Below are 22,152 nucleotides of genomic sequence, written 5' to 3' on the forward strand. Positions count from 1 at the left end.
AAAACTCCTGCATAATCGCATATTCATTTCAAGCTAAGCACTAAGTTGTTATTGCAGCTCTATGTGGATATCATGTAACTGACCGTTGCGTTCAACCGTCAGTGTAAAATCAGAGGCTGAAGACAACTCACCCCAAAGTTTGGTCATAATTGTAGAATCGATCAGACTATTACCGTTAATTTTCACTGCAAGGTCATTAGCTTTAAGACCGACCTGATCAAATAAAATTCTATTTTTTCCTGGATTAACGCGATAGCCTTCAATTTGGCCATCTTTTTTTACCAAAGATAAACGAATGTAGCGAAATAAGCTTTGTGGCTCAGATAAAATTTCTTGTTTTATTTTGGCAAGTTCAGCGCTATTGCTGCTATTTTTCTTTGGCGCCACAATGTCCGTCGTCGAAGGCTTGATAAATTTCAATCCTTCTAGCATTAATGTTTCATCACGACCGTTATTTCGAATAATCACCCGATCGTTATAAACCGCAATTAGAGTTGCACGTGTGTTATCGATCACTTCATTGATACCATACGTATTTTGTTTACCGTTATTGGTCACCACAGCTAATGCTTTTGACGGGGTTGAACTAGCAACCACCCCCACTAACGTTAATCGCAATTGTGTTTGAGGGGCATCTTGTTTAATCGCCGTTTTCGTAACAGCATCGGCTTGATAGCGACCAAACAAATTTAAGCTTAATAATTCATTGACGGGTATTTGTTGTTGGGCGGTATCAACGGTTACCACAAGAGGTTGCCAGCGAGCAACAGCAGGAGCGGGTTCGACAATAGACCACACTAAACGACCTGTAACCCAAGCCAATATCACAACCAAAATACAAGTTAAAATACGCGTGGCAGATTGTAATGATAACGGACATTTGGTTGTTGCAGCAGTAAACCACTTTGAAGTAAGCATAGTGAAATCCATTGTTAAAATACCAACTACCATTAAACAGATAAGTGAAGTGCCGTTGCACTATAAAATTGAACTGACAATGATCGCCTGTTAATGACTGAAATACTATCTAATAATCCACACAAAACACCATAGTATCTAAGAATTTACTGATTTTTTGTAATAAATTCTTACTCAGTGATTGAAATCCTCGGCTAATATCACCATTTATACTAAATAGTCACATTACTGCGGTTATCTGTAGAATGTGATAATTTATCGTTTCAGCAAATAAAGGCACCGTAATGAAGCAAAACACCTCGAATCTTAAGCAGGTTCGTCTTGATAAATGGTTATGGGCTGCCCGCTTTTACAAAACACGTTCAATTGCTCGCACTATGATCGATGGCGGTAAAGTGCAGTACAATGGTCAGCGTTCAAAACCAAGTAAAATTATTGAACTTGGCGCAACGGTAAAATTACGTCAGAGTAACGATGATAAAATAATCATCATTGAACAAATTTCTGACTGCCGCCGTGGCGCACCAGAAGCACAACTGCTCTATCGAGAAACGGCAGAAAGCATTACAGCCCGTGAACAGACGGCAAAAATGCGTAAACTCAATGCTTATGACAATCCAAGTCCAGAAAAACGACCGGATAAAAAGCAACGCCGCGACATTATGCGATTCAAAAATATTAACTCATCTGAATAAATAACTCAGTGCCACCCTATTAAATTATAATTTCAACAATGAGTGCTTTATTGCAACGGTTTAACCGCCTTGGTTGCGGCGTTGACCATAAAGTAATTACTGTTCATTTTATCCCTTTATTGGGTTGGCTCTATAGTTGGAGAATACATACTCATGACAAACGATAGTTTAAACCGTTACCTTTTCGATGGCGCAGCCGTTCGCGGTGAATTGGTACAAGTAAGTCAAACTTACCAACAAATTATTGCGGATAAAAACTACCCAGCACCAATAGCGACATTATTGGGTGAATTATTAGTAGCAACCAGTCTATTAACCGCAACCTTAAAATTTGAAGGTTCAATTACCGTTCAAATTCAAGGTGATGGTCCTGTCAGCCTAGCGGTAATCAACGGTGATCATAACCAACAATTACGTGGGGTAGCGCGTTGGAATGGCGACCTAGAAGCTGGAACTATCCATGACTTAATGGGTAAAGGTCATATGGTGATCACCATTGCCCCAACCAGAGGTGAGCGCTACCAAGGTGTTGTGGGTCTTGATGGCGATACATTAGCTGAATGTCTTGAAAGTTACTTCAAAAATTCAGAGCAATTAAAAACCCGTATTTGGTTACGTACCGGTGAAATTGACGGCCAAGTAAAAGCGGCGGGAATGTTATTACAAATCATGCCTGATGGTACAGGTAAAGAAGGCGACTTTGAACATTTAGAAGCGCTAACTGAAACCGTTAAAGATGACGAGCTATTTACGCTTGAAGCACAAGATGTGTTATATCGTCTTTACCACCAAGAGCAAGTGCAATTATTTGAACCACAACCAGTAAGCTTTGAATGTGGTTGTTCTCGTGAGCGTAGTGCCGCTGCCATCATGAGTGTTCAACCAACAGAAATTGATAAAATCATTGCTGAAGATGGCAAAGTATCATTGCATTGTGACTATTGCGGCACGAGCTATGATTTCGATAGTATTGATGTAGCAGCACTACGTGACAATAGTGCTAACGCTGCTGATAGTGATCAAATTCACTAATTCAAACGTATATCATTTTGTTATTTAAAGCCGACAATCATGTCGGCTTTTTTTATCTTATTTTTAAATCCCATCATAGCCACACCGTATACAAGTTTACATTTCAACTTTATTTGTGCTTTTTTTGCAATCACGCAGAGTAAAAATTGACCACTATCACAACAAATAAAATTTAACATTTTCGCAAAATAAAACTCTTCACGATCTTGATGTTTTTACCTAAAATTAACAAAATGATGGTCATTTTTTTGATGACCGTCCCTGATTTAGCGATTTAGGGTTGCTAGCATGATTGACAGTTAAACAACATCTTACCCTAGGAGCACCAATGATCACTACTTGTGTCGATAATAAGGTTGCAAACAACATGGATTTATCCCAATACGGTATTACTAATGTTACAGATGTTATTCGTAACCCATCCTACGAAGTTCTTTTCAATGAAGAAACAAAACCAGAACTTGAAGGTTACGAGCGCGGTATAGTTACTGAACTGGGTGCTGTATCTGTTGATACAGGCATTTTTACAGGTCGTTCACCACAAGATAAATTTATTGTGCGTGATAACACAACCAAAGATACATTGTGGTGGTCAGATCAAGGTAAGAATGACAATAAAGCCCTCACTCAAACAGCATGGCTAGATCTTAAAGAATTAGTCACCAACCAACTATCGAACAAGCGCCTTTTTGTTGTTGATGGTTATTGTGGTGCTAACCCTGATACTCGTCTTTGTATTCGCGTAATCACGGAAGTCGCATGGCAAGCACATTTTGTGAAAAACATGTTCATTCGTCCAACAAACGCTGAACTTGAAAATTTTGAACCTGATTTTGTGATCATGAATGGTTCAAAGTGCACTAACCCTAAGTGGAAAGAGCACGGCATGAACTCTGAAAACTTCACTGTTTTCAACCTTAGCGAAAAAATGCAGTTGATTGGTGGTACATGGTACGGCGGTGAGATGAAGAAAGGTATGTTCGCGATGATGAACTACTTTTTACCACTGCAAGGCATTGCATCAATGCACTGTTCAGCCAACATGAGCCAAGAAGGCGATGTGGCCGTATTCTTTGGTCTTTCAGGCACAGGTAAAACAACCCTATCAACCGATCCTAAGCGCGCATTAATTGGTGATGATGAACATGGTTGGGATGACCACGGCGTATTTAACTTTGAAGGTGGTTGCTACGCAAAAACGATCAACCTATCAAAAGAAGCAGAACCTGATATCTACAATGCCATTCGTCGTGATGCCTTGTTAGAGAACGTTACTGTTCGTGGTAATGGTTCAATTGATTTTGACGATAACTCAAAAACTGAAAACACCCGTGTTTCGTACCCAATTTACCATATCGAAAATATTGTTAAGCCAGTATCAAAAGGCGGCCATGCTAATAAAGTGATCTTCTTATCAGCAGATGCTTTTGGTGTATTACCTCCCGTTTCGAAGTTAACCCCAGAGCAAACTAAGTACCATTTCCTTTCTGGCTTTACTGCTAAATTAGCGGGCACTGAACGTGGTATTACAGAACCAACACCAACGTTCTCTGCATGTTTTGGTAATGCATTCCTAACCTTGCACCCAACTCAATATGCAGAAGTATTAGTTAAGCGTATGGAAGCTGCGGGCGCTGAAGCTTACTTGGTAAACACAGGCTGGAACGGCACTGGTAAGCGTATTTCAATTCAAGATACACGTGCAATCATTGATGCAATCCTTGATGGCTCAATTGATGAAGCAAATACCAAGCAAATTCCAATCTTTAATCTAACGGTGCCAACATCATTACCTGGTGTTGATCCAACGATTCTTGATCCGCGTGATACTTACACTGATCCACTTCAGTGGCAAAGCAAAGCTGAAGATTTGGCTGATCGCTTTATTACTAACTTTGATAAGTACACCGATACTCAAGAAGGCCAACAATTAGTCACAGCAGGCCCACAACTCGGTTAATTTGAGTCCTCATTGAATTATCCATTAACAGCCTCTTTTATTAGGGGCTGTTTTTTATCACCATATTTCACATTAATACACCAGCCAAAGCACTTGCTAAAAAATGGTTTTTCGCCCACCCTCAACAAGCCTTTATATTGATTTGATGCCTTCCGCTTACAAGGAAAAATTATGCGACTGTTGAGCAAAGTAGTGCTTATTTTTATATTAATCGTCGTTGTGAGTCTGACCGCTCTAATTGGGTTATTACATACTCGTTATAATACGCCATTATTAAATTTTGCCCTCACACACCTATCACCTTACCAAGTGTTCGCTAAAAAGATTGATTACGATATTCGAACGCCTTATCAAATCACATTAGAACAGGCAGAAATCACCCAGCACCAACAGGTATTGCTTAACGCTGATAGCATTACATTATGGTTATCCAAACCTAGCTTTACAGACCACAAACTGGAGTTTGACGGTGTTCAGATTAATAATATTACCGCAGTAAACATGCCACTATTAAATCAATCGTCACCCGTAACGGTTAAGCGCTTAATACTCAATAACACCAATATAGACACCCCTGAATTTACAATGAAACACGGGGTAATTGAAATGGATAATTGGCAAACACCTCAACCAAATACGCCCTGGTGGCAGAGCTTTAACGGCAGCTTTAAAATGAGCGCCCCCAGCATCAAGTGGCACCAATTACAACTACAACAACTGCTACTCAATGCTGAAAAACACGATCAACAATGGCAATTTAATGGTATTTCAGGCCTGTGGCACCAAGCGACGATCACCGCCCAAGCTCAGCTCGATAATCACAGTCACAATTTAACGATCGACCAACTCACCATTAGTCGCTTTCACCTACAAGACCAACAGTTATTTGATACTTGGCGACAGCAATTTAGCCCCCCCATCACAGGCTTAAAAACCATTACATTTAACCGTATCGATGTGGTCAACAGTAGTATTGAGTTGCCACAGTGGGGAGCTGATGATATTAATTTATCGTTGGAAAATTGGCAGTGGCCACTCACTTACTGGCAGCAAAAAGACAGTCGCTTATCGTTCAGTGCTGGCCATGCCCAATGGCAACAACTTAATTTTGAGCAACCATTAGCTGAATTACAATTTATGCCTCAGCAAGTAATCAGCCACGGTATGTCAGCCCATATTATGCAAGGTTTTGTTCGTGTTGATGGCTGGATCGATCCACAGCAACTATTTATTAATGATCTAAAAGCCAGTGGTATTAAATGGTTTGTAGATAAAAATTGGTATCAGAAATGGCAACAATGGCAGCAGCAATACACCGATGTGATAGCAAAAAAAATCAACATTAATAATAGTCAGATCACCTCTTCAGCAACAACTATTCCGTTTCAATTAGCGGGCATTGATATTGATGCGCAAGACACGGTACTGAAACAAAATAATCAGTGGGGATTATGGCAAGGTTCTATTGAGGCTAACTTAGGCTTTGGTAGTATCAATCAAATAGTGATGAACCAAGCCATCGCGACCATGCACAGTAATGCTGGCCAATGGCAACTGGATAAGTTAGTGCTGCCATTTAAGGATGGAATGTTAAAAGCACGGGCAAGAATATTACTTGAAACCCTATACAAACCATGGCGATTAACCATGATGGGCGATACCATGCCCGCTCAAATATTATACCGCTGGTTAGGATTACCACTGCCACTTACGGGGGCGATCGACACCCAAATAAAACTAAAGGGTCATGCGAGCAACTGGACCGAGGTTAAAACCCATTTAACAGGTAGTGCTAATATTGCCTTGCGTCAATTGGCATTAGATAACATCACCCCTCAACAATTATTAACCCAATGGCAGCAATCGAATATTACCGTCAAGAGTCAATCAACAACAATGCCTACTATCGCATCACCGCTACAACTCACCACACCACCACAGACACTAACGGCACAAGATGGCACCATCCAGTTATCCCCATCAACCATTACGGGTGATGATTTTAAATTAAATATGGCTGGTCGATGGAGCTTAGGTGATGCCCAACAACAGCAATTTCAACTGACATTAACCACAGCCTGCCAACAATTAATCCGTTCATGGCATCACGGCGTTTCAACCTCAACTATTGATTCATTGTGTACAGGCAACACTAAATACGTCCCTGTAAAAGTGGATGAAACCGTTTTGCCACATTGAACATTAACATCAACCGTAATCCGTCCTTTTCGCTGTTGAGTAATACGATCAAAGTCCCCGCGTAAATGTTCAAGGGTGGTAACGGCGATTGGACGCTCGGTGACTGGAGCTGAATAACGAATGTGGCTATCAACTAAAATAATATTACCTTGTAAGCCACGCTCTTTAAGCAACAACCAAATAAAGCCCCAGCCCGCTAAGGTCGCCATCGTAAAAATACTGCCCGCAAACATAAATTCATTGGGATTAATATTGGCATTGAACAATGCGCTAACTTCAAATCGATAGCCGGTATATTGGTTAATTTTGATCCCCATTTTATCACTAATCGGAATCTGGCTTTGCCATAATGATTGTAGTTCCTGACACCATTGAGGCTGACGAGCAACATCTGTCAAAGGCGACAGTAATTTCACCATTTGCTGATGACGTATAGGGCCACTCTCATCACTTAACTCGCCACGACTTTCAAAGCCATTTTTAATATAAAAGGGAATAGCCGCTTCACGGGCATTACACACTAACCGTTTTGCACCGTCATAACGTGCTAACGATTCCAGTGCCATTAACACCATTCCACCTAGCCCGTGGTGTTGCGCTGCCGTATCAACCGCCATATAACGCACTTGACCTTCATTATCTGGCGTAATATACAAACGTCCAATTGCCACCACATTGTCATCATTATCAACCAACATTCGATGCGCGCTGACATCATCATAAGCATCACGCTCCGATCCTAACGGCATTTGCCATGGCTGACGTAACATTCGCCAGCGAAAATGATAATAACGTGCAAACTGTTGTTCGGTTTGCGGAGTGACTAATCGAAACATGCATTCCCTCTCTTTTTCATCGACCGCTATTAAGTGCCCAAATTAAAAATCTAATACTTAGACTTGCAACCAAAATGTCACCGGACCATCATTAACTAATGCTACTTTCATGTCTGCACCAAAGACTCCAGTTTCAGTAACAATTGGTTGCGCTTTACATTGTTCGACAAAATATTGGTACAAGCGTTCAGCTTCAATCGGCTCAGCTCCTGTCGAAAATCCAGGACGCATGCCTTTTTTAGTATCTGCCGCTAACGTAAATTGTGATACCACCAACACACTACCTTGTGCCTGTTGAACATTAAGGTTCATTTTATCGTCAGCATCACTGAAGATACGATAACCCAACACTTTATCCCGTAGTTTTTTGGCTTTGGTTTCATCATCACCTTTTTCAACCCCTAATAGCACCAACAAACCAGAGCCAATGGCACCCGTTACTGTACCATCGACAACAACAGACGCTTCACTTACCCGCTGAATTAACGCAATCATTGCTGTTCCTTAATCTTCATTATAATCATGGTCGCTATTGGTCACTGCGGTCGTTGGCAGTAATTGTGCTTGAGTAACATCCCAAAAACCACGTTCACCTAAACTTGCAGTGATCTCTGCTCCCAATAATACGATACACCAACACAAATACACCCATACAAACAAAATAGGGATCACTGACAATGCGCCATAGATCAGTTGGTAAGAATGAAAATGTGCTAAATAAATCACAAACCCTTTTTTACTCAACTCAAACAAAACACTGCTACATAACGCCCCTAACAACGCATGTTTAAATAACACCTTACAATTAGGCACTAGCGCATAAAGCAATAAAAAAGCCAAACCAGACATCATCGAAGGAAGCCATTGTAATGACTGCTGCACCGCGCCATGTAATACTTGATGCTCAAACAAAACCAATGAACCGACATAGGAACTCAATGCAATACTTGAGCCCAAAAGAATAGGACCTAAAGTGAGGATCATCCAATAGACCGCCAATGATATAATCCAACGCCGCTTTTTCTTCACTCGCCAAATATAATTTAATGACTTATCAATTGAAGAAATCAGCATCATGGCGACCACAAATAATGCCCCAATACCGACAATAGTCATTTTGCCTGCATTAACAATAAATTCATTAAGGTAAGTTGTTACTACCTCACTGGTGGCTGGTACAAAATACGTAAGAACAAATTGTTGTACTTGATTACCAACACCAGCAAAAGCGGGCACCACCGACAATGCCGCAATTATTACGGTTAATAACGGTACTAATGATAATAAAGTCACATAAGCCATTGATCCTGCAGTTACAGTTAAGCGGTCATGGTTTACGCGCTGGATTAAATACCCAAAATATTCCATTATTCGTAGCAATCGCTGCCACAATACAAATTTCACAGGTTTTTTTTTGTCAGCCATAATAGAGAATTCTACCTATACGTTATCAAATACAGCCATGCTATCGTTACACGCTGTAACTGTAGTTTATCTATTGAAATCGTTGCGTTAGCACTCTGTGATAATATGACTTTTTGTTATTTCTCATCTCTCACCAAGGAGCAAAATATGCCCTATTTTATTGCACTTTTTCTAAGTGTTAGCTTACTTTCTGGCTGTCAAACAGCCTACTACTCAGCCATGGAAAAAGTCGGGGTTTATAAACGCGATATCATGGTTGATCGGGTTGAAGATGCCAATCAAGCGCAACAAAACGCTCAAAAACAATTTACTAGCGCCCTTGATGGTCTAAAAGCACTTAATCAATTTAATGGTGGCGATCTTGAATCGGCTTATCAAGATATTGATAGCCAATATCAAAGCAGTGAAGCCGCGGTTAAAAATGTCAATGATCGTATTGCCGCTATTGAAGATGTCGCCAACGCCATGTTTGAAGAATGGCAGCAAGAACTATCATTGTATAAAAGTGCTAACCTTAAACGTGATAGCCAACGTAAATTACAAACGACAAAAGTATCTTACAATAAAATGCTATCTGCAATGAAACGCGCTGAAAAGAAAATGGAGCCTGTTTTAGACACTTTACGTGATAACACCCTATATCTTAAGCATAACCTCAATGCGGCAGCAATAGGCTCACTTCAAGGGCAGTTTAATGCATTACAAACCGAAATCTCTGGTGCTATTCGTGATATGAACAACGCCATTGCTGAATCAAATCGCTTTATTGGTCACTTAAAAAAGTAATCTGCACTATTGCCATACTATAACCATAAAAAAGAGCTAACCATGTTAGCTCTTTTTTTGTCTCAAGATTTTTTGCCTCAAGAATATTTCCATACTCCAGATACAACAATCCCCCGCTTGTTGCCAAGCGAGGGATTGTATTAGTAATCGTTCAGACTAGCGGTAATTACTTACCACGACCTGCGCGCTTACGATCGTTTTCAGTAAGAAGTTTCTTACGGATACGAATGCTTTCTGGTGTTACTTCTACTAGTTCATCATCATCGATGAATTCTAGTGCTTGCTCAAGTGTGTACTTAATAGCAGGAGAAAGCGTTTGTGCTTCATCTGTACCAGATGCACGAACGTTTGTTAGCTGCTTACCACGTAGACAGTTGATAGTTAGATCGTTTGCACGGTTATGAATACCGATGATCTGACCTTCATATACTTCGTCACCGTGCTCAGAGAACAGACGGCCACGCTCTTGTAGGTTGAATAGCGAGTAAGTTACCGCTTTACCTGTACCATTAGAGATCAATACGCCGTTAGCACGTTGACCGATAGTACCGCCCTTGTGAGGACCGTAATGATCAAACGTATGGTAGATAAGACCAGAACCAGAAGTCATTGTTAGGAATTCTGTTTGGAAACCGATAAGACCACGAGAAGGCATCATGAAGTCCATGCGAACACGGCCTTTACCATCTGGTGCCATATCTTTTAGCTCACCCTTACGGATACCGATTTTCTCCATTACACTACCTTGATGCTCTTCAACCACATCGATAGTTACAACTTCAAACGGTTCCATTAGCTTACCATCTTCTTCTTTGATGATAACTTCTGGGCGAGATACTGCTAGCTCGTAACCTTCACGACGCATGTTTTCAATCAGGATAGATAGGTGAAGTTCACCACGGCCTGAAACACGGAAGCGGTCTGGGCTATCAGTCTCTTCAACGCGCAATGCTACGTTGTGTACTAATTCTTTTTGTAGACGCTCAAGGATGTTACGTGAAGTAACAAACTTACCTTCTTTACCAGCAAACGGAGAAGTGTTTACTTGGAAAGTCATGGTTACAGTTGGTTCATCAACAGACAATGCTGGTAATGCTTCAACAGTGTTTACGTCACAGATAGTGTCAGAAATCTTAAGCTCGCCAAGACCTGTGATTGCAACGATATCGCCCGCTTTCGCTTCAGCAACTTCGTGACGCTCAAGACCTAGGTAACCTAGAACTGTACCTACTTTACCGTTACGCTTAGCACCGTCAGCACCAATGATAGTTACTTGTTGGTTTGCAGCAACAGAACCACGAGCAATACGAGCAACACCGATAACACCAACGTAAGAGCTGTAATCTAGTTGAGAGATTTGCATCTGTAGTGGGCCATCAACGTCAACACATGGAGCTGCAACGTTATCAACGATAGCTTGGAACAATGGTTCCATGTCTTCGCCAGTTACACCTTCTTCCATTGTTGCCCAACCGTTTAACGCAGAAGCGTAAACTGTTGTGAAGTCTAGTTGCTCGTCAGTTGCGCCTAGGTTGTCAAATAGGTCAAAGATTTGATCCATAACCCACTCAGGACGTGCACCTGGACGGTCAATCTTGTTGATTACAACGATTGGCTTAAGACCGTATGCAAACGCTTTTTGCGTTACGAAACGTGTTTGAGGCATTGGGCCATCAACCGCGTCAACGATCAGTAATACAGAGTCAACCATAGACATGATACGCTCAACTTCACCACCGAAGTCTGCGTGTCCAGGGGTGTCTACGATATTGATGCGGTAGTCATTCCAATTAATTGCTGTGTTCTTAGCAAGAATGGTAATGCCACGCTCTTTTTCGATATCGTTAGAATCCATCACACGTTCTTCGGCTTCGCCGCGACCCTCTAACGTGCCAGATTGCTGTAGAAGTTTATCAACCAGGGTAGTTTTACCGTGGTCAACGTGAGCAATAATTGCGATATTTCTTAAGTTATCGATCAGTTGATTAGACATTAGTTTCACATTCACTCAGAACATGCAGCGTCTTAATAGAGGCTACTTGATTAAAAAAACGGCTCATAATTTAACAGATTTTACTCCAAAACCCACGAAATATGTGATTTATATCACCAGCTTTTTTCGCAACTTGCTCTAGAGCCGCATTTTTACTCACTTTTTCGGCTGTTTTTATTTTTCTTAACCCTCATATTGATACGATAAATTAGTCTAAAACCCACCAAATTTGCGATATTGATCACCTTTTGGTTACAGCTTAATGACGATTATTTAGCAATAAAAATACCTAATTATCTCTGGCAGATTGACAATATTTAACCTCATCACCATAGTAGTGGAACTATTAAATGGTGACGTATATTGGTCAATATTGTATCACTTTCAATATGCACCATAGTTGCACCAAATCAGTGCGCACACTCACCATAATAGTGCAAAACAGGAGAGGAAAAAGTCATCTAATTACCTTAAACACGCATTATTAGAGACTTTTAAAAGTTGGCATGGTTTTCGCTTTAATACTTTCAGATTCGCTCACCACAGTATGAGCATAAAGTTTGCGGCCATCGCCCTAAATAACACCGGAGGTTACTCAAGATGTCAGTTGAAAACGTACTCGCGCTGATCCAAGAAAATGAAGTTAAGTTTATTGACCTACGTTTTACCGATACCAAAGGTAAAGAGCAGCACATTTCTATTCCATCTCATCAAATCGATGCTGATTTTTTTGAAGAAGGTAAAATGTTTGATGGCTCTTCTGTAGCTGGTTGGAAAGGCATCAATGAATCAGACATGGTAATGATGCCTGATGCAGCAAGTGCGGTACTTGACCCATTTACGGAAGACGCAACTCTAAATATTCGTTGTGATATTCTTGAGCCAGCAACAATGCAAGGTTACGATCGTGACCCTCGCTCAATTGCTAAACGTGCTGAAGAGTTTATGCGTTCAGCAGGTTTTGCTGACAATGTATTAGTTGGCCCTGAGCCAGAGTTCTTCCTATTTGATGACGTTCGATTCAATACTGATATGTCAGGTTCATTCTTTAAGATTGATGACATTGAAGCAGCATGGAATAGCGGCACCAAAATTGAAGGCGGTAACAAAGGTCACCGTCCTGGCGTTAAAGGCGGTTATTTCCCCGTTGCTCCTGTTGATTCATCACAAGACATTCGTTCTGCAATGTGTTTAATCATGGAAGAAATGGGACTCGTTGTTGAAGCTCACCACCATGAAGTAGCAACTGCAGGTCAAAACGAAATTGCAACCCGTTTCAATACGTTAACTAATAAAGCTGATGAAATTCAGATTTATAAGTATGTTGTTCATAACGTGGCACACGCGTTTGGTAAAACAGCTACCTTTATGCCTAAACCACTGGTTGGTGATAATGGCTCAGGTATGCACGTTCACATGTCACTGGCAAAAGATGGTGTTAACCTGTTCTCAGGTGATAAGTACGGCGGCCTATCAGAAATGGCACTGTTCTACATCGGTGGTATCATCAAACACGCACGTGCAATCAATGCGTTTGCTAACCCAGCAACTAACTCATACAAGCGTCTAGTCCCTGGCTACGAAGCACCTGTTATGCTGGCTTACTCAGCGCGTAACCGCTCTGCATCAATCCGTATTCCAGTCGTACCAAGTCCAAAAGCACGTCGTATCGAAGTACGCTTTGGTGATCCAGCAGCCAACCCATACCTCGCGTTTGCTGCAATGCTAATGGCTGGCCTCGATGGTATCGCTAATAAGATCCACCCAGGCGAAGCGATGGATAAAGATCTATACGACCTACCAGCAGAAGAAGCGGCAGAGATTCCAAAAGTAGCTGAGTCACTACAAGGTGCACTACAAGCGCTTGACGAAGACCGTGAATTCTTAACCTCTGGTGGCGTATTCTCTAACGACTTTATTGATTCTTACATCACCCTAAAAGAGCAAGATGTAGAGAAAATCAATATGGCTGTACACCCGTTAGAGTTTGAACTTTACTACTCTGTTTAAGTAATACATTTAAACTGAACAATGAAGATTTAGGCCTGCCTCACACGCAGGTCTTTTTGATCTTGCTCCCCCCAAAAAAGCGGCAACAATAAAGGACTTATTGACCATCAAGGTCTTGCTGGAGAGTTAACGGATGAAACTCATTAATCTGGTCTCAATGCTGTTATTTACAACAGCAGCGAGCACCGCCATAGCTACAACAATTTATTCTTGGACTGATGATAATGGTGTAGTCCATTTTAGTGATACTCCCGGAACTCCCCAAGCTAGTACGGTTGAACTTTCCGTCACTGAAGTACAACCCAGCATGCAATCGACATCAATCACTATTGATCAACCAGATAATGTTGAGCTTATATCAATCACCACTGATGCTGAACCGCCACTTCCTGCCGCTACCATCAGCCTATTAGCCCCTGTACATCAACAAACTATTCGCAGTAATGACGGTGATATTAAAGTACGAGCAGTCAGTAACCGTAAGCTGAATAAAAACCTGCAAGCACAGCTAGTGATAGATGGTAAAGCGTATGGTAAAACTCAAACCGACTTAATTTGGATGTTGACCAATATCGATCGTGGCAGTCATCAAATTCAAATCCAATTACTTAAAAATGGCAAGATCCTTGCCTCATCTGAAAGTATTACGGTTTATTTACATCGCGAATCACAGGCGCGTCCTAAAAATAGTCCAATTCAACCCCGTTAACGCCTATTTACAATAAATCCTGCCTGTTCGCTATTAAACCGAGTACACTGACATGCACCATTTTGGTGCATCAGCTAACGGCGACGGGTGTGCATCTGCACCAACGATCTTTTGCTTAGCTATCGATAAGGATAATGATTGTGAATACCAGCTTTACACCCATAATTCTCGACAATTTAGTCACCGCCATTGTGCTACTTGATGAAGCGTTAGTGATTCGTTACGTCAATCCTGCAGCTGAACAATTATTATCGTCCAGTAAGCGCCGCTTAATCGATTCACCATTAGCTAAATTATTGCAATACAGCTCACTCGATCTTGAGCAAGTCAAAGCAACCCTTCACAGCGGTCAAGGACTCGCAGATAGCGATGTTACGTTTGTGATAGATGGTCAACGGCACTTATTGGGAGCAAATGCCAGTCCCATCTCATGGCAAAAACAGCTGCTGATTCTCTTAGAATTAAAACCGATTGATCAACAACGTCGTATTAGCCAAGAGTTAAATCAACATGCGCAACAACAAGCGGCTAAAGAATTAGTGCGAGGCTTGGCCCATGAAATAAAAAATCCGCTCGGGGGTTTACGTGGGGCTGCACAATTACTTGAAAAAACCTTACCCGATAAAAGCTATCACGAATATACCCAAATGATCATTGAGCAAGCGGATCGGTTACGCAATTTAGTCGATCGCTTGTTAGGCCCGCAACGACCGGGAATTCGCAAAACCGACAATATTCATTTAGTGCTAGAAAAAGTGCGTCAACTCGTCAATCTCGAAACTGATGACACGATCAATATTGAACGTGATTACGACCCCAGTTTACCCGACATCAATATGGATGCTGAACAACTGGAACAAGCATTATTAAATATTGTTAGTAACGCAGCATTAGCGTTGAAAGGTCAAAGGGGCGGTACCATTAAATTAAAAACCCGCACTGCGCATCAAAGTTTAATTCAAGGGGTACGCCACCGTGTTACCGCCACCATTGAAATCATCGACAATGGCCCAGGTATTCCCGCCGATATTCAAGACACCTTATTTTATCCCATGGTGACTGGCCGCGAAGGTGGAACGGGGTTAGGTCTATCCATCGCTCGAAATTTGATCGATCAGCATCAAGGAAAAATTGAAGTCTTTAGCTGGCCGGGGCATACAAATTTCACTATTCATTTACCGATTAAGTCATAACACTGACAACCATAGGAATTTTATTATGAGCAAAGGATTAATCTGGGTTGTTGATGATGACAGCTCCATTCGTTGGGTATTAGAACGCACCCTCATCAATGCCGGTATGAAATGCGAAACGTTTGCTGATGCTGATAGCGTATTGGCCGCATTAGAGCGCAGTGTACCCGACGTATTAGTGTCTGATATTAAAATGCCTGGCACTGATGGATTTACATTACTCAAACAACTCCAGCAAGATTACGTCACTCTCCCAGTGATTATTATGACGGCACATTCTGATCTTGATGCCGCAGTTAATGCTTATCAACGCGGTGCGTTTGAGTACCTGCCCAAACCATTTGATATTGATGAAGCCGTCACCTTAGTTGAGCGCGCCCTCAGCCATAGCCAAGAGCAAAAACGTCAGCACCAGCCAACGATAGAACCAAAACAGGTTCCCGAAATCATTGGTGAAGCACCTGCGATGCAAGAGGTGTTTCGTGCGATAGGACGCTTATCTCGCTCATCCATTTCAGTGCTCATTAATGGCGAATCTGGCACAGGTAAAGAATTAGTTGCCCATGCATTGCATCGTCACAGCCCACGCAGTAATAACGCATTTATTGCGCTCAATATGGCTGCGATACCTAAAGACTTAATCGAATCAGAACTGTTTGGTCACGAAAAAGGGGCTTTTACCGGCGCCAATAGTGTTCGCCAAGGTCGGTTTGAACAAGCCAATGACGGCACTTTGTTTCTCGATGAAATTGGTGATATGCCATTGGACATTCAAACACGATTACTCCGTGTATTAGCTGATGGGCAATTTTATCGCGTTGGTGGACATGCACCAATTAAGGTCAATGTACGTATTATTGCGGCCACACACCAACATCTAGAACAACTGGTTGCCGCTGGTGATTTTCGTGAAGACCTCTTTCACCGTCTAAATGTGATTCGAGTTCATTTGCCATCACTCAAAGATCGTCGCCAAGATATTCCTCAACTGGCACACCACTTTTTACAACGTGCCGCTGATGAACTCAGCGTCGAAGTAAAATCACTGCACCCACAAACCGCAGAAAAGCTAACCCAACTACCATGGCCGGGTAATGTGCGTCAATTAGAAAACATCTGTCGTTGGCTCACTGTCATGGCCAGTAGTAATGAAATATTGCCATCAGATTTACCGCTAGAAATCACCGAGACAACAGTTACCACCAGTGCCAATACAGAACCTCAACACTGGCATCAAGGCTTAGAACGATGGGCGCAACATGCTTTGCAGCAAGGCGAAACTGACTTATTAGCAGAAGCACTGCCACAGTTTGAAAAAATTCTGCTGGAAACAGCCTTACAGCACACTCATGGTCATAAACAAGAAGCGGCAAAATTACTCGGTTGGGGCCGAAATACCCTCACCCGCAAACTGAAAGAATTACACATTCATGATTAAAATTTATGATAACAGTACGATCTGACGGTGGTATCAATTTGCACCAATGCACATTTATCTGCAACAGTGGTGAATGTCATTTAGTGATTGCGTATACTTAGGTCACCATTATCTTTGGAAAGTATAATAATCATGATAAACAAAGATCTTCCACTAACGGATATTCACCGCCACCTTGATGGCAATATTCGTCCCCAAACTATCTTAGAACTTGGTCAGCAATTTAATATTACCCTGCCAGCAACAGAAATTGAAGCCTTGCGCCCACACGTGCAAATTGTTGAAGCGGAACCAAGTTTAGTTGCCTTCTTAAGTAAATTAGATTGGGGTGTTGCGGTATTAGGTGATTTAGAGGCATGTCGTCGTGTTGCTTACGAGAACGTTGAAGACGCACTTAATGCTCAAATTGATTACGCTGAATTACGTTTCTCACCGTACTATATGGCGATGAAACACAACCTGCCGATTGCTGGTGTTGTAGCAGCTGTTGCGGATGGTGTTGCCGCAGGTTGCCGTGACTTTGGTATTAAAGCTAACTTGATTGGTATCATGAGCCGTACTTTTGGTACTCAAGCTTGCCAACAAGAACTTGATGCACTGCTTAGCCACAAAGACCAATTAGTCGCGATTGACCTTGCTGGTGATGAACTTGGCCAACCCGGCACTCAGTTTATCTCGCACTTTAAACAAGTACGTGATGCAGGATTACAAATCACGGTGCATGCGGGTGAAGCAGCAGGGCCTGAAAGTATGTGGCAAGCAATCAATGAGCTTGGCGCAGTCCGTATTGGTCACGGTGTCAAAGCGGTTAACGATCCTAAATTAATGGATTACCTTGCTGAACATCGCATTGGTATTGAATCTTGCATTACTTCTAATATTCAAACCAGTACTGTAGCAGACATTACTCAACACCCTATTAAAGCTTTCCTTGAGCACGGTATTTTAGCTTGCTTAAATACCGATGATCCTGCGGTTGAAGGCATTGAATTACCATATGAATATGAAGTTGCTGCGCCAAAAGTTGGCTTAAGCGGCGCTCAAATTCGTCAAGCGCAAATCAATGGACTAGAGCTAGCATTCTTATCTGCGGTAGAAAAGCAGGCGCTACGTGATATCGCCAGCAAACGTGGCTAATCATAACAAGTGATAGTACGCTAACGACTAATGATACACATAACAAAACGCCTCTGTTTCACGTGAAACCGAGGCGTTTTTTATAACACAATGAGTAAGACTTAAATCACACGAGAGAATTGCTGTTGACGAGCGCGAACACGTAAATATTTATCAAAACACATACAAATATTACGAATCAATAAACGGCCTTTTAACTCAACATAAATAATATTGTCACCTACAGTCACTAATTCATCATTAATGAATGTCTGCAATAATTGTAAGTCTTCGCTAAAGTAGCTATCAAAATCAATATTGAATTCAGTTTCAATCGCACGCTTATCTAGCTGGAAATTACAAATTAGCGCTTTGATCACTTCACGACGTAACAAGTCATCCGCGTCTAAGGTTACCCCTTTCCACAATGCCGTTTGTTGTTCTGCCATTTGGCTATAATACAATTTCAATTCTTTTTGGTTTTGCGCATAACAATCACCAATCATTGAAATAGCAGAAACGCCCATACCTAATAAATCACAATCACCTTGAGTGGTGTAGCCTTGGAAGTTACGGTGCAAAATACCATCACGCTGCGCAACAGCTAACTCATCATTTGGTAGTGCAAAGTGATCCATGCCAATGAACTGATACCCTGCCCCCGTTAACGTCGCAATCGTATCTTGTAAAATCGCTAATTTTTCTGTCGCTGACGGTAACTGATCTTCATGAATTTTACGTTGGGCTGCAAACAAAGTCGGCATATGAGCATAGTTAAACACCGATAATCGCCCAGGTTTCATGGTTAACACTTGCTGCAATGTCTCGGCAAATAATGCTTGAGTTTGTAATGGTAAGCCATAAATTAAATCAAGGTTAGTAGAGCGATAACCTAATTCACGTGCTCGCTCTACCATCGCAAAAATAAAATCTTCATCTTGCTCACGGTTAACTAACTTCTGCACCTCTTTATTAAAGTCTTGTACCCCGATACTTAAACGGTTGAAGCCTTCACTGCGAAGGTGATCAAGAATACTCAATTCAATTTCACGAGGGTCAACTTCAATACTGATTTCAGCATCAGCATCAAAATTAAATGCACTGCGTAGTGCTGTCATTAACCGAGTAATTTGAGTTGCTGTTAAAAATGTCGGCGTACCACCACCAAAATGTAACTGGCTAACATGACGATCGCCAAGCAAAGTCGCACGTTGCTTAATTTCTTGCTCAAGCACATCTAAATATTGATCGGCTTTGTGCTGATGGCGAGTAATAATTTTATTACAGCCACAGTAATAACAAAGCTTATGACAAAAGGGAATATGGATATAAAGCGATAGTTTACGATCAGGATATTGCTGACATGCCATCTCAAATTCAGTAGAAGTAAATGCTTGATTAAATTCTAGTGCGGTCGGGTAAGAAGTATAACGCGGGCCTGAATAATTATATTTTTCAATCAGGGCCTGATCCCAAATAATCTGCTCATTTGACATGACATTGTTCCAATGTGTGAATGTAGAATAACTAGAGTGTGTCACCATTTGGTGAAAAGTAAAACCCATCCCTTCCCTGCTGCTCAATTTACACTCTGAACAAAAACAAACACCGCCAATAAATGGCGGTGTTAATAATAACGATGACGAGTTAAACCTTAGTTGACAGGATGGCATCCAATTCAAGTTTAATCTCAGCTTGTAGACGGGACTCCGCTTTCATGCGTTCAAGATCGAGTCGCATTCGGCTTTGTTTTTCTAGTAGCTGACGCGCATCGCCTCGCGGCATATCTTTAACCACTTGGTACAAGTCGGTTAAGGCCGGATACGTTGCGGCAAAATCAACTTGTTTATCTGCTTGCAACACTTCCATTAATTTATATAACCGAATCGCGGCTTCAGACATATCACATTGTTCTTGTTTACATGCCATTGCGATAATAAAGACGCTTTCTAATATATTGTCGTTTCTAGCTTTGATTGCTTCAGCTTGTTGCTCAGCAGCACGTGCCAAAAATAATTTATGCCGTTGTTGCTGTTTATAAAGCTTAGCTAATAACAATCCAGCGTAAAGTGCTAATCCAGCAACAATGACGCCACCAATAACAAATAGAAGTGTGATTCCCTGCAACGGTTACTCCTTATCGAAATTATCAAAATCCATATTTTCAAATTGTGCTAATAAATCATCATCTGAACGAGGTTTAGATTTAGCACTTTTTGCAACAGGCGCTGATGCTTCTTCTTCAACATCATCTAATAAACCAAGTTGCTTCATTAGACGTTCAATACGGTCTAACTTAAGATCAACTTGTTTTTGTAGGCCAGAACCTAATTTTTCACCAGCATCAATTCGATCGAGTAATACCATCAATTGTGCATCATTTTCTAGCATTGCAAGTTCTTGCTCAGCAGATAAACGACGTTGCTGTTTTGTTTGGGGCTTTTTAGGCTCAACAATTAGCGGAACTAATTTTTTACTACCTAAACGTGGATCTTTTTTCTGACCACCATTACGCTGTTTATTATCTTCAACAGCAGAATGACGACTTCCTGATTTTAAGCCTTTACGTTTTTTCGCTTTTTGGCGTTCACGTGTCTCAACATCAACTTTACTATTTGATTTCTCACGGTATACAGCAGGGCCTTCTGAACCTACGGTGCGCGCTCTTTTCTTACGGGTCATTACTGGGGTTTCCTCAGCAAAATCACATCATTTCCAACAAACTCAACTTCAAGACCATCTCGTTGCGCTAAAAAGCAAAACGTATCATGACTAAAAAAGCTAACATGGGTTGGGTCGTTCTTATAGTACCAATGCCCAAAGGCATCAGTGTCGGTTACTAGTTTGGTCATGATCCCAAGCCAACCGCCGGGTTTGACTAAACGTAGCAACAGCCCCCATTCCTTCGCAGGCTGATAAAAATGCTCGATTGCTTCTGTGCAAGTAACAAAATCATACTGACCCTCTAATGCCGCTGGTTGTGCCGCAAAATAGGGATCGTAGATTGTCATAGTATACCCCATTTCAGCCAACATCACTGACAAGGTCGGCCCTGGACCGCTACCAAAATCCAACCCCAATAACGGTGGTGATGGTAATCGAGTCACAAGTGGCGTTGCTAATCGCCCTAAAAATTGTCGATAATTCGCATCATCAGGGTTATTTCGATGTTGATCATAAACAGATTTTTCTTGGAAAGATCTTAAATGAGTTGTCGGATCGGCATAAATTAATGCACAGTGTAAACAACGAAAATAATCACGTTTAGTGTCAGCCACCAACCAGTGATTATCTTTACTCTTACAAAGTGGACATCTATCCATTGTCTTCTCCACAACGACTGAATGTTGACGAACAGCAGCAGCGGTGCAAAATCGAGCGGGCTATTCTATACCCAATTGCGGTTAAGATGTAGTTCTGCTGACAAATTGTTCAATTTATTCAGCTATTTTATCGAACCTAAAAGTAAAATATCACATCTAAATCATAATAATAACCATCACTTACCACGAAATTTAGACGAAAAAAAAAGCGATAGGTCTACACCTATCGCTCTATGGGGTAAGCTATGAGCTTATAATTCTGTCTAGTCTTTCCATAACCAGCAAGCAACGTCCCGGTTTAACAAATATCCATTTATTATAATTGCTATCCATGCCAATATCGTTCGTCACTATCCTAGTGATTTTTCATGTCCATTTTACCCATCCATGGCTTCACAGCTCATCCTAAGCTGGCAATCCCTATCGCAATGTTACGCTCCGATAACTATGCCACCATCCTTATGCGATACATCATCCTGATGTATCTGAGCTATATTACTATAGCTACTCTCTTTCCTT

19 protein-coding genes are annotated in these 22,152 nt (G+C 41.4%); 10 read left to right on the forward strand and 9 right to left on the reverse strand.

The genetic code is table 11. The features are described 5' to 3' along the window. Positions 1 to 48: 48 nt before the first annotated feature. Positions 49 to 918: a type II secretion system protein GspC gene (gene gspC, locus Q0V26_RS09595; RefSeq protein ID WP_297481213.1), complete on the reverse strand. Its 870-nt coding sequence runs from the start codon at positions 916 to 918 to the stop codon at positions 49 to 51. A 284-nt stretch (positions 919 to 1,202) separates the two neighbouring features. On the opposite strand from gspC, the gene hslR reads away from it, so the two are divergent. The 4 genes from hslR to Q0V26_RS09615 all read left to right on the forward strand — a co-directional run bounded on the left by hslR (position 1,203) and on the right by Q0V26_RS09615 (position 6,804). Then, positions 1,203 to 1,613: a ribosome-associated heat shock protein Hsp15 gene (gene hslR / locus Q0V26_RS09600; RefSeq protein WP_297481216.1), complete on the forward strand. Its 411-nt coding sequence runs from the start codon at positions 1,203 to 1,205 to the stop codon at positions 1,611 to 1,613. A 153-nt stretch (positions 1,614 to 1,766) separates the two neighbouring features. Continuing rightward, a complete protein-coding gene (gene hslO, locus Q0V26_RS09605; RefSeq protein ID WP_297481218.1) occupies positions 1,767 to 2,645 on the forward strand; it encodes an Hsp33 family molecular chaperone HslO in 879 nt (292 codons plus the stop codon). Positions 2,646 to 2,973: 328 nt separating this feature from the next. Beyond that, a complete protein-coding gene (pckA, locus tag Q0V26_RS09610; RefSeq protein ID WP_297481221.1) occupies positions 2,974 to 4,605 on the forward strand; it encodes a phosphoenolpyruvate carboxykinase (ATP) in 1,632 nt (543 codons plus the stop codon). Positions 4,606 to 4,776: 171 nt separating this feature from the next. Then, on the forward strand, positions 4,777 to 6,804 hold the full coding sequence (locus Q0V26_RS09615; RefSeq protein ID WP_297481223.1) for an AsmA family protein: 2,028 nt from the start codon (positions 4,777 to 4,779) through the stop codon (positions 6,802 to 6,804). On the opposite strand, the gene Q0V26_RS09620 is transcribed toward Q0V26_RS09615, so the two are convergent. The 3 genes from Q0V26_RS09620 to Q0V26_RS09630 are packed head-to-tail and all read right to left on the reverse strand — an operon-like array spanning position 6,711 to position 9,065. Then, positions 6,711 to 7,640, reverse strand: coding sequence for a bifunctional GNAT family N-acetyltransferase/hotdog fold thioesterase (locus Q0V26_RS09620; RefSeq protein ID WP_297481226.1), 930 nt, complete (start codon positions 7,638 to 7,640; stop codon positions 6,711 to 6,713). The genes Q0V26_RS09615 and Q0V26_RS09620 overlap by 94 nt on opposite strands. A gap of 57 nt (positions 7,641 to 7,697) precedes the next feature. Continuing rightward, on the reverse strand, positions 7,698 to 8,135 hold the full coding sequence (gene dtd, locus Q0V26_RS09625) for a D-aminoacyl-tRNA deacylase (protein ID WP_297481229.1): 438 nt from the start codon (positions 8,133 to 8,135) through the stop codon (positions 7,698 to 7,700). A gap of 9 nt (positions 8,136 to 8,144) precedes the next feature. Next, a complete protein-coding gene (locus Q0V26_RS09630; protein WP_297481232.1) occupies positions 8,145 to 9,065 on the reverse strand; it encodes a virulence factor BrkB family protein in 921 nt (306 codons plus the stop codon). A gap of 147 nt (positions 9,066 to 9,212) precedes the next feature. On the opposite strand from Q0V26_RS09630, the gene Q0V26_RS09635 reads away from it, so the two are divergent. Further along, complete coding sequence (locus Q0V26_RS09635) at positions 9,213 to 9,851, forward strand: DUF2959 domain-containing protein (RefSeq protein ID WP_297481235.1); 639 nt, start codon at positions 9,213 to 9,215, stop codon at positions 9,849 to 9,851. Between the two features lie 166 nt (positions 9,852 to 10,017). Here the strand turns inward: Q0V26_RS09635 and typA are convergent, their stop codons facing one another. Next, on the reverse strand, positions 10,018 to 11,844 hold the full coding sequence (gene typA, locus Q0V26_RS09640) for a translational GTPase TypA (RefSeq protein ID WP_297481238.1): 1,827 nt from the start codon (positions 11,842 to 11,844) through the stop codon (positions 10,018 to 10,020). 600 nt (positions 11,845 to 12,444) lie between these two features. Between typA and glnA the strand changes: the two genes are divergently transcribed. From glnA to add, 5 genes are all read left to right on the forward strand, one after another. Beyond that, entirely contained in the window at positions 12,445 to 13,854 is a 1,410-nt protein-coding gene (gene glnA / locus Q0V26_RS09645) for a glutamate--ammonia ligase (protein ID WP_297481241.1), read from the forward strand. A 133-nt stretch (positions 13,855 to 13,987) separates the two neighbouring features. Continuing rightward, complete coding sequence (locus tag Q0V26_RS09650) at positions 13,988 to 14,563, forward strand: DUF4124 domain-containing protein (protein WP_297481244.1); 576 nt, start codon at positions 13,988 to 13,990, stop codon at positions 14,561 to 14,563. Positions 14,564 to 14,697: 134 nt separating this feature from the next. Beyond that, a complete protein-coding gene (gene glnL, locus Q0V26_RS09655) occupies positions 14,698 to 15,756 on the forward strand; it encodes a nitrogen regulation protein NR(II) (RefSeq protein ID WP_107276932.1) in 1,059 nt (352 codons plus the stop codon). A 25-nt stretch (positions 15,757 to 15,781) separates the two neighbouring features. Beyond that, positions 15,782 to 17,194 (forward strand): nitrogen regulation protein NR(I), encoded by a 1,413-nt coding sequence (glnG, locus tag Q0V26_RS09660; protein WP_297481251.1) that lies wholly within the window; start codon positions 15,782 to 15,784, stop codon positions 17,192 to 17,194. Positions 17,195 to 17,326: 132 nt separating this feature from the next. Then, positions 17,327 to 18,331, forward strand: coding sequence for an adenosine deaminase (add, locus tag Q0V26_RS09665; RefSeq protein WP_297481254.1), 1,005 nt, complete (start codon positions 17,327 to 17,329; stop codon positions 18,329 to 18,331). A 101-nt stretch (positions 18,332 to 18,432) separates the two neighbouring features. Here the strand turns inward: add and hemN are convergent, their stop codons facing one another. From hemN to Q0V26_RS09685, 4 genes are all read right to left on the reverse strand, one after another. After that, positions 18,433 to 19,806: an oxygen-independent coproporphyrinogen III oxidase gene (gene hemN, locus Q0V26_RS09670; RefSeq protein ID WP_297481255.1), complete on the reverse strand. Its 1,374-nt coding sequence runs from the start codon at positions 19,804 to 19,806 to the stop codon at positions 18,433 to 18,435. A gap of 151 nt (positions 19,807 to 19,957) precedes the next feature. Then, a complete protein-coding gene (locus tag Q0V26_RS09675) occupies positions 19,958 to 20,437 on the reverse strand; it encodes a DUF2489 domain-containing protein (RefSeq protein ID WP_297481258.1) in 480 nt (159 codons plus the stop codon). A 3-nt stretch (positions 20,438 to 20,440) separates the two neighbouring features. Next, on the reverse strand, positions 20,441 to 20,992 hold the full coding sequence (gene yihI, locus Q0V26_RS09680) for a Der GTPase-activating protein YihI (protein ID WP_080158854.1): 552 nt from the start codon (positions 20,990 to 20,992) through the stop codon (positions 20,441 to 20,443). Further along, positions 20,992 to 21,633, reverse strand: coding sequence for a class I SAM-dependent methyltransferase (locus Q0V26_RS09685; protein WP_297481260.1), 642 nt, complete (start codon positions 21,631 to 21,633; stop codon positions 20,992 to 20,994). Before Q0V26_RS09685 ends, yihI begins: the two co-directional genes overlap by 1 nt. Between the last annotated feature and the right edge of the window lie 519 nt (positions 21,634 to 22,152).

The organism is uncultured Photobacterium sp., from assembly GCF_947039875.1.
Taxonomy (GTDB): Bacteria; Pseudomonadota; Gammaproteobacteria; order Enterobacterales; family Vibrionaceae; genus Photobacterium.

Coding starts and splice junctions, on each gene's coding strand:
- gspC (WP_297481213.1), bottom strand. CDS start 918: ATGCTTACTTCAAAGTGGTTTACTGCTGCAACAACCAAATGTCCGTTA.
- hslR (WP_297481216.1), top strand. CDS start 1,203: ATGAAGCAAAACACCTCGAATCTTAAGCAGGTTCGTCTTGATAAATGG.
- hslO (WP_297481218.1), top strand. CDS start 1,767: ATGACAAACGATAGTTTAAACCGTTACCTTTTCGATGGCGCAGCCGTT.
- pckA (WP_297481221.1), top strand. CDS start 2,974: ATGATCACTACTTGTGTCGATAATAAGGTTGCAAACAACATGGATTTA.
- Q0V26_RS09615 (WP_297481223.1), top strand. CDS start 4,777: ATGCGACTGTTGAGCAAAGTAGTGCTTATTTTTATATTAATCGTCGTT.
- Q0V26_RS09620 (WP_297481226.1), bottom strand. CDS start 7,640: ATGTTTCGATTAGTCACTCCGCAAACCGAACAACAGTTTGCACGTTAT.
- dtd (WP_297481229.1), bottom strand. CDS start 8,135: ATGATTGCGTTAATTCAGCGGGTAAGTGAAGCGTCTGTTGTTGTCGAT.
- Q0V26_RS09630 (WP_297481232.1), bottom strand. CDS start 9,065: ATGGCTGACAAAAAAAAACCTGTGAAATTTGTATTGTGGCAGCGATTG.
- Q0V26_RS09635 (WP_297481235.1), top strand. CDS start 9,213: ATGCCCTATTTTATTGCACTTTTTCTAAGTGTTAGCTTACTTTCTGGC.
- typA (WP_297481238.1), bottom strand. CDS start 11,844: ATGTCTAATCAACTGATCGATAACTTAAGAAATATCGCAATTATTGCT.
- glnA (WP_297481241.1), top strand. CDS start 12,445: ATGTCAGTTGAAAACGTACTCGCGCTGATCCAAGAAAATGAAGTTAAG.
- Q0V26_RS09650 (WP_297481244.1), top strand. CDS start 13,988: ATGAAACTCATTAATCTGGTCTCAATGCTGTTATTTACAACAGCAGCG.
- glnL (WP_107276932.1), top strand. CDS start 14,698: ATGATTGTGAATACCAGCTTTACACCCATAATTCTCGACAATTTAGTC.
- glnG (WP_297481251.1), top strand. CDS start 15,782: ATGAGCAAAGGATTAATCTGGGTTGTTGATGATGACAGCTCCATTCGT.
- add (WP_297481254.1), top strand. CDS start 17,327: ATGATAAACAAAGATCTTCCACTAACGGATATTCACCGCCACCTTGAT.
- hemN (WP_297481255.1), bottom strand. CDS start 19,806: ATGTCAAATGAGCAGATTATTTGGGATCAGGCCCTGATTGAAAAATAT.
- yihI (WP_080158854.1), bottom strand. CDS start 20,992: ATGACCCGTAAGAAAAGAGCGCGCACCGTAGGTTCAGAAGGCCCTGCT.
- Q0V26_RS09685 (WP_297481260.1), bottom strand. CDS start 21,633: ATGGATAGATGTCCACTTTGTAAGAGTAAAGATAATCACTGGTTGGTG.